The organism is Paracoccus yibinensis (genome assembly GCF_030846195.1).
Lineage (GTDB): Bacteria > Pseudomonadota > Alphaproteobacteria > Rhodobacterales > Rhodobacteraceae > Paracoccus > Paracoccus yibinensis.
This window is the reverse complement of record NZ_JAVCWH010000010.1, coordinates 71,240-81,137: the sequence shown is the minus strand read 5'-3', so window position 1 is coordinate 81,137 and position 9,898 is coordinate 71,240. Positions and strand designations below refer to the sequence as shown.

At 63.3% G+C, this 9,898-nt stretch carries 8 protein-coding genes, 2 pseudogenes and 1 riboswitch; of the genes and pseudogenes, 7 read left to right on the top strand and 3 right to left on the bottom strand.

The genetic code is table 11. From position 1 onward, the window contains the following. Nucleotides 1-218, top strand: a pseudogene (locus RAH32_RS16780) (SAM-dependent methyltransferase); the annotation flags it as partial. A 107-nt stretch (nucleotides 219-325) separates the two neighbouring features. Here RAH32_RS16780 and RAH32_RS16775 read toward each other — a convergent pair. Beyond that, nucleotides 326-1,399, bottom strand: coding sequence for a class I SAM-dependent methyltransferase (locus tag RAH32_RS16775; RefSeq protein ID WP_306609377.1), 1,074 nt, complete (start codon nucleotides 1,397-1,399; stop codon nucleotides 326-328). A 113-nt stretch (nucleotides 1,400-1,512) separates the two neighbouring features. Between RAH32_RS16775 and RAH32_RS16770 the strand changes: the two genes are divergently transcribed. Next, nucleotides 1,513-2,526, top strand: a complete 1,014-nt coding sequence (locus tag RAH32_RS16770; RefSeq protein ID WP_306609376.1) for a GlxA family transcriptional regulator — start codon at nucleotides 1,513-1,515, stop codon at nucleotides 2,524-2,526. Nucleotides 2,527-2,547: 21 nt separating this feature from the next. Here the strand turns inward: RAH32_RS16770 and RAH32_RS16765 are convergent, their stop codons facing one another. Further along, nucleotides 2,548-3,243 carry a TetR/AcrR family transcriptional regulator gene (locus RAH32_RS16765; protein WP_306609374.1) on the bottom strand — a complete coding sequence of 232 codons (696 nt, stop codon included), beginning with the start codon at nucleotides 3,241-3,243 and terminating at the stop codon, nucleotides 2,548-2,550. 156 nt (nucleotides 3,244-3,399) lie between these two features. Here RAH32_RS16765 and RAH32_RS16760 point away from each other — a divergent pair, with 156 nt between their 5' ends. The 5 genes and pseudogenes from RAH32_RS16760 to RAH32_RS16740 all read left to right on the top strand — a co-directional run bounded on the left by RAH32_RS16760 (nucleotide 3,400) and on the right by RAH32_RS16740 (nucleotide 9,017). Continuing rightward, nucleotides 3,400-4,347 carry a homocysteine S-methyltransferase family protein gene (locus RAH32_RS16760; RefSeq protein WP_306609372.1) on the top strand — a complete coding sequence of 316 codons (948 nt, stop codon included), beginning with the start codon at nucleotides 3,400-3,402 and terminating at the stop codon, nucleotides 4,345-4,347. 222 nt (nucleotides 4,348-4,569) lie between these two features. Further along, nucleotides 4,570-5,676, top strand: coding sequence for a calcium-binding protein (locus tag RAH32_RS16755; RefSeq protein ID WP_306609370.1), 1,107 nt, complete (start codon nucleotides 4,570-4,572; stop codon nucleotides 5,674-5,676). Nucleotides 5,677-5,882: 206 nt separating this feature from the next. Then, nucleotides 5,883-6,003: riboswitch (TPP riboswitch) on the top strand. 111 nt (nucleotides 6,004-6,114) lie between these two features. Continuing rightward, nucleotides 6,115-7,908: pseudogene (thiC, locus tag RAH32_RS16750) on the top strand (phosphomethylpyrimidine synthase ThiC). Nucleotides 7,909-8,047: 139 nt separating this feature from the next. Continuing rightward, complete coding sequence (locus RAH32_RS16745) at nucleotides 8,048-8,410, top strand: glyoxalase superfamily protein (RefSeq protein ID WP_306609368.1); 363 nt, start codon at nucleotides 8,048-8,050, stop codon at nucleotides 8,408-8,410. A gap of 106 nt (nucleotides 8,411-8,516) precedes the next feature. Beyond that, nucleotides 8,517-9,017: a GNAT family N-acetyltransferase gene (locus RAH32_RS16740; RefSeq protein ID WP_306609366.1), complete on the top strand. Its 501-nt coding sequence runs from the start codon at nucleotides 8,517-8,519 to the stop codon at nucleotides 9,015-9,017. Between the two features lie 118 nt (nucleotides 9,018-9,135). Here the strand turns inward: RAH32_RS16740 and RAH32_RS16735 are convergent, their stop codons facing one another. Continuing rightward, nucleotides 9,136-9,693 (bottom strand): putative glycolipid-binding domain-containing protein, encoded by a 558-nt coding sequence (locus RAH32_RS16735; RefSeq protein WP_306609364.1) that lies wholly within the window; start codon nucleotides 9,691-9,693, stop codon nucleotides 9,136-9,138. Nucleotides 9,694-9,898: the final 205 nt, after the last annotated feature.

Genomic DNA, 9,898 nt, shown 5'->3' with positions numbered 1-9,898 from the left:
AGTCCTTCGTTTTCCGCTATGCTTCTGCGCAGGACTTCCTGGATGAGTTCCGCCGCTTCTATGGTCCCATCCACAAGGCTTTCTTGGCGCTTGACGCGCCAGGGCAGCAGGCCTTCGAGCACGACCTGCTTTCCCTCATGGCCCGCTTCAACGATGCAAGGGACGGTACTCTCCGCCTGCCGTCCGAATATGCAGAGATCGTGATCACCAAGGCCTGAACGGTCATCGCGGGCCTGGCCCTTGGCGTTGCAGGGCCGACGCATCCCCCGACTGCCCGGCGCGCCGTGACAAGGACGCTGCGCCGGGACACTGATGGCTGCGGCGGTCAGGGACGCGCTTCAAGGATCAGGTTGAAGGGCGTCTGCGTCGCCTTGCGGACACGGGAAAAGCCCGCATCGCGGCAAACCTGTGCCAGCCGAGCCTCGCCAGCCTGTGCGCCTAGGACATGCGTTCCCTCCTCGGAGATGGCATGGGCGCAGCACAGCCAGGTCGATCCGGTGTAATAGATCCGGCCGATCGGGTTCAGGTTCTCTTCGACCCGATCCGAGGCCGCTGGCTCGACCAGCATCAGGGTGCCGTCCGGGGCCAGTGCTTCCCGCGCGCGGCGAGCGGCATCGACCGGATGGCCCAGGTCATGCAGGCAATCGAAGAAGCAGATCAGGTCGAAGATGCCCGGCAGCGGTGCCTTGGCATCGGCCAGCAGGAACTCCACCCGGTCTGACAGCCCCGCTTGGCGGGCATGGGCCTGCGCCGCAGCGATCGAGACGGGATGGGTGTCGATGCCCAGAAAGCGGCTGTTCGGAAAGGCCTCGGCCATCAGCAGGGTCGAATGCCCGTGGCCGCAGCCGATATCCGCCACCCGCGCGCCCGCTTGCAGCTTGGGCAGGACGCCCTCCAGCGACGGCAGCCATTCCCCGACCAGGCTGGCGCGATAGCCGTTGCGGAAGAAGGCGGCGACGCCACAATGCAGGCGGTTGTCGTGATCGCTCCAGGCCACGCCCTGACCGGTCGTGATCGCCCTTTCCGTCTGGTCCGCGTCGGCCCAGGCGGCGGCGACGACCTCCCAGACGGATGGCATGAAGACCGGGCTGGTATCATCGGCCAGAACCGCCGCCTGTTCTGGCGTCAGTTCATAGCTCTGGCTGGCAGGGTGATAGGCGACATAGCCGCCTGCCGCCTGTGCGTTCAGCCATTCGCGCACATAGCGTTCGGCGCAGCCTGCGGCCCCTGCGACCTCGTCGCTGGTCATCGGCCCCGCGCCGGCCATGGCCCGGTAAAGGCCAAGCCGGTTGCCGATGGCGATCATCACGCCGCCATATCCTGCGGCCAGTTCCGAAACCGCCTTTCCGACAAGCTCGTCCAGTCGGGCGGTGTCGATCGTCTGATTGTCCAGTGCCATGGGTCATTCCTTTCCAGAAAACACCCTCGCATGATCGCGATTGCCGGCTTCGCGAACGAGTGCGAGACTGGCCACGAAAGGTCCGCATCGGCCAGGAGCAGCGGATGGGCAGCGTGGGATCAAGACCGGCTCTCGTGGGCATCGTCGCCATTCCCGAGGCAGGCCTCGCCACCCTTAGCGGCATCTTCGACGTGCTGAACAGTCTTTCCTGGCTTTCGGGACGCGAGGGCATCCCGCGCGATCCGCCGTTCGAGGTCTTGCTGCTGGGAGAGGCGGCCGGCCCGGTCCGGCTTGCCAGCGGAGTGACGCTGCCGTTGCATGGCGCGGCCATGGGGCAGCCCTGCGACACGATCATCGTGCCGTCGCTGTTCGTGCGTGACAGCGGCTGGCAAGCCGGGCGCTATCCCCGTCTTGCCCAATGGATCACGGAACGGCACGCGGCTGGCGCCACGATCTGCTCGGCCTGCTCGGGCCTGTTCCTGATCGCCGAGACGGGGCTGTTCGACGGGGTGGACGCGACGGTCCACTGGCCCTATGCGCGCATGTTCAGCGCCCAGTATCCGGCGGTGCGCGTGCATCCAGACCGTGCCCTGATCGTCGCGGGATCAAGGGGCGAACTGGTCAGTTCCGGCGCCTCGACCAGCTGGCACGACCTTGTTCTTTACCTGATCGGGCGCGAGGCCGGGCCAACTGCGGCGCAAGCTGTCTGCAAGGTCTTTGCCCTGCAGCGCCATGTGGACGGGCTGGCGCCCTTCATGATCTTCGATCCGCCGCGCAATCATGGCGACGCAGTGATCGAGGCCGCGCAGGCATGGCTCGAGACACATGCCTCACTCGCAATCCCCGTCCGAGAGATGGTCAGCCGCTCGGGCCTGTCGGAACGCGGCTTCTCGCGCCGCTTCCAGGCGGCGACGGGCTATGCGCCTCAGGCTTATGTCCAGCATCTGAGGATAGAGCAGGCCAAGCGCCGGCTGGAGCGCACGAGCGAACCGATCGAACAGGTGGCCTGGGCCGTCGGCTATGAGGATCCCTCGGCCTTCCGCCGCCTGTTCCAGTGGATCGCGGGGATCAGCCCGGGCCAGTACCGACGCCAGTTCGCCCAATCCGTCGAGCAGCATCGGACCTGAGACGGCTTTCAGGCAACCGCCTCAGGCGCGGCTGAAAAGGGCGCGGACCAGCAAGCGGAAGGTCAGGATTTGGCGTTCCAGTTCATCGGGCTTGCCCAGCACCTTGCCCAGGATGATGCCGCCTTCCAGCACGCCCGACAGCATATGCGCCAGATCCTCCAGATCGACCGGTTCCCGCGGAGGAGTGGTGGCGGCGATGTCCTGAAGGTATCCCAGGAAACGGCTGTTCCAGCGTTCCACGGCCTGACGGTTGATCTCGCACACCTCGCGGTCAAACAGGCGTTCCTGATAGCAGACGCTTGCGACCAGGCAGCCGGGATGGCCGCTGGGCAGGTCGTGCATCACATCCGCCAACAGCTTCAGTCCGATCAGGAAGGCTTGCAGCGGATCGTCGGCAAGGTCGCGGCCGCGGTTGAAGGCGGCGTCGAACACGGCCTCGTCACTGGCGACATAGCGACGCAGCATTTCGCGGGCCAACTCGTTCTTGTCCCGGAAATGGTAAAAGAAGCCCGACTTGGTCAGCCCGGCCTCGGCAATGACCTCGTCGATGGAGGTAGCGCCGAAACCCTTGGCCAGGACCGAAGCCTCGGCGATGGCCAGGATCCGTTCGCGCGTGGCCTCGCCCTTTCGCGGCTGGATGCCGTCGAACCGTACCGGCGGTATGGTTTTCGCCCTGGGTTCCTTGGCGCCAGAAGGGTGTTCGGGAGCGGGTGACATGACCAACCCTATGTTATTACCAACAAAAAAAGAGATCCACGCTTTGCCGGACCGCAAGTCTTCTAGCCCGGACATGACGGGACGTGGGATAACCCCCTCGTCCGATCCAGGACCGCAACCCGCAGTGTTTCACTTATACCATTTCCGAGGTTCACGATGACGCAAAATCGCAAGACCCTTGCCCATATGAACGCCAGCCTTGTGCTGACCGACGGCGGCATGGAAACGACCCTGATCTTTCACGAAGGTCTGGACCTGCCCCATTTCGCAGCCTTTCCGCTGATCGACAGCGACGAAGGACGGGCCGCGCTGACGCGCTACTACGAAAGATACCTGGGCCTTGCGCGGGAAAGCCGCCTCGGCTTCATCCTCGACACGCCGACCTGGCGGGCCAATCCGGACTGGGCGTCCCGCCTGGGCTATGATCTGGCGGCGCTGCGGCGCGTCAATATCGACGCGGTCCGCTTTGTGCAGGATCTGCGCGCCGAATGGTCATCGGCCGTGTCGCCTTGCGCGATCAACGGGGTAATCGGCCCGCGCGGCGACGGCTATGTCGCAGGCACCATGGACCCGGTCGAGGCCGAGGATTACCACGCTTTCCAGATCACGGCCCTGGCCGCCGCTGGCGTGGACATGGTTTCGGCCATGACCATGAACACCATCGGCGAGGCGACCGGCATCGCCCGCGCGGCAACGGCCGTTGGTCTGCCCCATGTGATTTCGTTTACCCTGGAAACCGATGGCCATCTGGTGGGTGGCGCCAGCCTGCGCCAGGCGATCGAGGCCGTGGACGAGGCGACCGGCGGATCGCCTGCCTATTACATGATAAACTGTGCCCATCCTCTCCATATCAAGGGCGCGGTCGACACGGGCGAAGCCTGGACGGCGCGGTTGGGCGGATTGCGGGCGAATGCCTCGACGCTGAGCCATGCGGAACTGGACGAGGCCGAGACACTGGACGAAGGCGATCCGGCCGACCTGGGCCGCCGCTACCAGGCGCTTCAACGCAGCCATCCCGGCCTGCGCGTGGTCGGCGGGTGCTGCGGGACGGACCACCGCCATGTCGAGGCGATCCGCGACGCTTGCCTGCACGCGGTCGCCTGAACCCGAACCCAGGCGTTGCCGGCTCGCGCCGTGCAGCCGCCTGCTGGCAACTTAACAAGGCCCGCTGCGGGAGGACAAAGCTCCCGCCCGAGCCGGCCTTGATCCCCCTGTCCATTCGCCGTCGCTGACGGATGCGGACCCTTTGTGGCCTGTCCCGCACTCGTGCGCCAAGGCAGCGACCGCAATGATGGCAGGGTATTTTTTTTTGAAAAGGGATGAACAATGGCGACCTTTAACGGCACCAACCTGCACGACCTCATCGACGGTACGACGCTGGACGACTTCATCTTTGGCCGAGGGGGCGACGACACGCTTCGGGGCGGCGGCGGCAATGACGTGATCCGTGCCGGATCGGGCCAGGACATCCTGGAAGGGGGATTGGGCAACGACCGGCTTTTCGCCGATATCGGCCCAAGTTCCCTGTTTGGCGGCGAGGGTTCCGACATCCTCGTATCCGGCACGGGATCCGACCTGCTCAACGGCGGCGACGGCATCGACCTGGCCAGCTACGAACAGGCCAATGGCCGCGTCGTTCTGGATCTGACGACCGGCAGGGGCTTGCACGGCGACAGCATCGACACGCTGGTGCAGATCGAAAACCTGCTGGGCGGTGATTTCGACGACGCCTTGTCGGGCAACATCGGGGCCAACGACCTTTACGGCGGTCAGGGCAATGACAACCTGAACGGCCTGGGCGGCAACGACCGGGTTTACGGCCAGGATGGCAATGACAAGGTTTACGGGCAAGCCGGGGACGACCTGCTGGAGGGTGGCGCGGGCAACGACACGCTTGACGGCGGGGCGGGCTTTAACCGGCTTCAGGGCGGCACAGGCATCGACACGGCAGATTATTCGACGCTGGTGACGGCGGCCGATATCAGGCTGAACATCGGGCAAGCTGTATCGGCGGACCGTGCCGACAAACTGGCTGGCATTGAGAACGTCAAAGGCACCAAGGCGTCGGACACCATCATCGGCGACAACGTTTCAAACCGGATCGAGGGCAATGGCGGCGACGACCGGATCGACGGCGGGACCGGCAATGACGTGCTGGCGGGCGGCTCGGGCAACGACCGCTTCATCTTCGAGGCCTTCGACATCTTCGGAAAGGGGCAGCGGCCGTTCGACTCAGGCCATGACGTGATCCTGGATTTCTCTCTGGCCGACAAGATCGTCCTGTCGCGCCATGTGGATGCCACGACGTTTGCGGCTCTCAGGGCAGGGGCGCGGCAGGTGGGCGAGGATGCGGTCATTACCTTGGGGGACGACACGATCACCTTGGACAACTTCCAGGCGGCTGAGCTTATCCCGTCGATGTTTCTGTTCTGATCCTTCCCCATCCTGCAAAAGCTTGTGTCCAGAGGCCGCCAGGTCTCTGGATCGACAATTTTCCCCTGGCGCTGCAGTGCAGCTTCCTGAGACCAGCCGTTCATGCTTGCCGCAGCCCTTTTAGCAGAGGACTGTCTGCGAAGCGCGGCGAAGCGGACAGTCACACCCCTCACCGCTTGACACATGCAGCACCTCAGTGCAGCTTGCCCGCACGTCAGGGGAGTCCCGCCTAGGGGACTGAGAGGCTGAGTGGGGGCAACCCCGGTGAAGCGACCCTTTGAACCTGACCCAGTTGATGCTGGCGTAGGAAGACCGAAGGGCAATTCCCCCAGTCGCATTCTGGGCGGTCCTTTCGGGCCGCTTGGCCCCGTTCGCGCGGTCATATGGCCTGCGCTTCCTTGCCATCCTCGCCTTGGTCGCGCGAATGGAGAGGAAGACATGAAAGACCAGCCGCAGCCCGCAATCACCACGGGCGCACTGCCCGCATCCAGCAAGCTTTACATCCCCGGCACCCTGCACGACATCCGCGTGCCGATGCGGCGCATCGAACTGAGCGGGGGCGAACCCGCGCTGACGGTCTATGACAGTTCCGGCCCGTATACCGACCCTGATGCCGACATCGACATCGCCTGCGGATTGCCCGCCATGCGAGGCGATTGGCAGCGGATGCGCGGCGATGCCGTTGCCTATGCCGGGCGAGCGGTCACTTTGGCCGATAACGGTTTTGCCACGGGGGAACGCCTGACCCCGGCATTTCCGCGCGCCATGAAGCCATCGCGCGCGACGCCGGGTGCGAACGGCACTGGTGCGATCACGCAGCTTGCCTATGCGCGGACGGGCATCGTGACGCCCGAAATGGAATTCGCCGCGATCCGCGAGAATGAGGGGCGCGTAACGGCCGCCGCCCGCGATGGCGAGGGTTTCGGGGCCATGATCCCCGATCTGGTCACGCCGGAATTCGTCCGCGCGGAAATCGCGGCGGGCCGGGCCATCATTCCGGCCAATATCAACCATCGCGAGCTTGAGCCGATGGTCATCGGGCGCAATTTCCTGGTCAAGATCAACGCCAATATTGGAAATTCCGCCGTCACCTCGTCGATGGAGGAAGAGGTGGACAAGATGGCCTGGGCCATCCGCTGGCGCGCAGATACGGTCATGGACCTGTCCACCGGGCGCAACATCCACAATATCCGCGACTGGATCATCCGCAACTCGCCCGTGCCGATCGGGACCGTGCCGCTGTATCAGGCGCTGGAAAAGGTCGGCGGCATTGCCGAGGATCTGACTTGGTAGATCTTCCGCGACACGCTGGTCGAACAGGCGGAACAGGGCGTGGATTATTTCACCATCCACGCAGGCGTGCGGCTGCACATGATCCCGATGACGGCGCGGCGGGTGACGGGGATCGTGTCGCGCGGCGGCTCGATCATGGCGAAATGGTGCCTGCATCACCACCGCGAAAGCTTTCTTTACGAACGGTTCGACGAAATCTGCGACATCATGCGGGCCTATGACGTCAGCTTCAGCCTGGGCGACGGCTTGCGCCCCGGATCGATTGCCGATGCCAATGACCAAGCGCAGTTCGCCGAGCTTGAGACCCTGGGCGAGCTGACCAAGATCGCCTGGGCCAAGGATTGCCAGGTGATGATCGAAGGGCCGGGCCATGTGCCGATGCACAAGATCAAGGCGAACATGGACAAGCAGCTGGAACATTGCCACGAAGCGCCGTTCTATACGCTTGGGCCGCTGACGACCGATATTGCGCCGGGCTATGATCACATCACATCGGCCATTGGGGCCGCGATGATCGGTTGGTTCGGCACGGCAATGTTGTGCTATGTCACGCCCAAGGAACATCTGGGCCTGCCCGACCGCAATGACGTGAAGACCGGCGTCATCACCTACAAGCTGGCGGCACATGCGGCGAACCTTGCCAAGGGCCACCCGGGTGCGCAGCGCCGCGATGACGCGCTGTCCCGCGCCCGGTTCGATTTCCGCTGGGAAGATCAGTTCAACCTTGGCTTGGACCCCGACACCGCCCGCGCCATGCATGACGAAACCATGCCCAAGGAGGCGCATAAGCTGGCGCATTTCTGTTCGATGTGCGGGCCGAAATTCTGCTCGATGCGCATTTCGCACGACATCAGGGCCGAGGCGGAAAAGCAGCAGGGCATGGATCGCATGGCCGAACTGTTCCGCGAAGGGGGCGCGCTTTACATACCTCGTGAATAGCGCGTGGAGATAGCCTTGGCACTCCACCGGATTAGGCGTGGAAGCTATGCGGGACATTCCTGCCGTTCACCTTTCTCACATGTTGCTCGATCATACTGGCTACGGATGGAGCACAGACACAGCGCATAGGAACGAAAGCATGAAGCAACCAGTATTCCTTGAAACCGCCCCAATCTTCCGCAGCTTCGATGAGAAAAAAGCGCGGGCGTTCTACATCGACTGGCTGGGCTTCGAGGTTGCCTTTCAGCACCGCGTTACGGCGGATGCTCCGCTCTACATCGGCCTCCAACGAGATGGCCTCGTGCTGCACCTTTCAGAACATCACGGGGATGCAACACCGGGCAGCACGGCATTCGTGCGGATGAAAGGGATCAAGGAGTTTCATGCCGAGATCATCGGACGGCCCTATGCGAATAATCGCCCTGGTCTCGACCGGATGCCGTGGGGACTCCAAGTTGAAGTCATCGACCCCTTCGGAAACCGTCTCCGCTTCAGCGAATGACGGCTTCGGGCTCCCTTTGCGTCGATACCATCTTGGCGTGGGACGGCAGCGATGCGGAAAGCTGCCGGTCAGATGCTAGTCGTGGTTCACGCTCAGGAGGTTCCGAGTGACCGCAGTCCCAACGATTATCACCGAACGGCTGTTGCTTCGTCCGATGACGGCGGATGACTGGGAACCTTATTCCGCGCTGATGCTGTCGGAACGCGCCCGATACATGGGCGGGCCATTTTCTGTGAAGGTGGCTTGGGGCATGTTCTGCGCGGATCATGCACAGTGGGACCTATTCGGCGCTGGAGCATTGATGCTTGAGGACCGGGATACCCGCGCCTGTCTTGGCCAAGTCGGCATCAATTCCGGGCCGCTCTTCCCTGAAAAAGAAATCGGCTGGCTTGTCTTTCCAGAAGCTGAGGGTCGTGGATACGCGTTCGAAGCCGCCTCTGCCTTACGGGATTGGGCGAGGACCGTGAGGCGGTTGAACACGCTGGTCAGCTATGTCGATCCGCAGAATGACCGTTCGCGCAGGCTGGCGGAACGGCTCGGGGCAACTCTTGACGGAACTGCCCCCCGCCCAGACCCAACCGACCTTGTGTATAGGCACTTCGCCTGACCGTCTGCAAAGGGCTCTTAGCGTCGATACCACCTTTGCGTAGGACTGCAACAATGCGGACGTAGCAGGCATTTTCAGAAGGTGTTCAAGCGCTCCCGCAGATGCGAATGTCCTGCAGCTAACTCGCTCGAGCAAACAGGCCTTCGTATCGCATGATGAACCCGTCATCATCGACGTCGAGCATCGCCTCGAAGCCAGAGGCGGTGCCAAGGTCTCTGAAGCGAAAGCGACGGCCGTCGATCCGGTCGTAGGCTTGGCGCGAACGGGAAACATCCAGCGTCGTCCCATCGACATAAGCCACATCGAGGGCGATGGTGTTGCAACTGGTATTAGCAAGCCTGCGAAGCGCAACCGAATTGCAGAACGGCGTTAGAGAGAGGTCAACCTCATGCACCCCGTCAAGGTCAGGTCGGGGTTGACCATCGACCATCCAGCCATTGCCTGCTCGCTGGAGATGCAGAGTTCCGTCGCCATCTGTACCGGTGCGGGTGATCGTGACATGAAGAACACGCCAGTCCCTGTCGAGCCGCCAATGGTGATCGACGCGGCAACCACCGTCTTCCGTGGTCAGGATCGTCCCGTCGGCCAAGATCCTGTCCTCGCTCGCAACGACGGTGAGGCGCTCCAGACCGTCTGTGTCCAAGCGCCGCCAGAAGATCGTTTTGGTCTTAGCCATGGAAACTGCTCCGCTTTGGTCGGATCAACTGTCAGAACGGCGGCACGTTCCGTTCGCCACCCACCGCCCGCCATCGGCAGCTATGGAGTCCGCGCTGAGCATTGCCAGACCGACGCGCACAAGGGGTTCACTCCGGCGGCATAACTGGCGCGAGGTGCTGTCTCAAAACAGTTCCCGGTATACTTGATCCATCAGCGCCAGGCAG

Bases quoted from the DNA above. Each gene is read 5' to 3' on its own strand.
- RAH32_RS16735 (WP_306609364.1), bottom strand. From the start codon at position 9,693: ATGGCTAAGACCAAAACGATCTTCTGGCGGCGCTTGGACACAGACGGT.
- RAH32_RS16775 (WP_306609377.1), bottom strand. From the start codon at position 1,399: ATGGCACTGGACAATCAGACGATCGACACCGCCCGACTGGACGAGCTT.
- RAH32_RS16745 (WP_306609368.1), top strand. From the start codon at position 8,048: ATGAAGCAACCAGTATTCCTTGAAACCGCCCCAATCTTCCGCAGCTTC.
- RAH32_RS16755 (WP_306609370.1), top strand. From the start codon at position 4,570: ATGGCGACCTTTAACGGCACCAACCTGCACGACCTCATCGACGGTACG.
- RAH32_RS16760 (WP_306609372.1), top strand. From the start codon at position 3,400: ATGACGCAAAATCGCAAGACCCTTGCCCATATGAACGCCAGCCTTGTG.
- RAH32_RS16765 (WP_306609374.1), bottom strand. From the start codon at position 3,243: ATGTCACCCGCTCCCGAACACCCTTCTGGCGCCAAGGAACCCAGGGCG.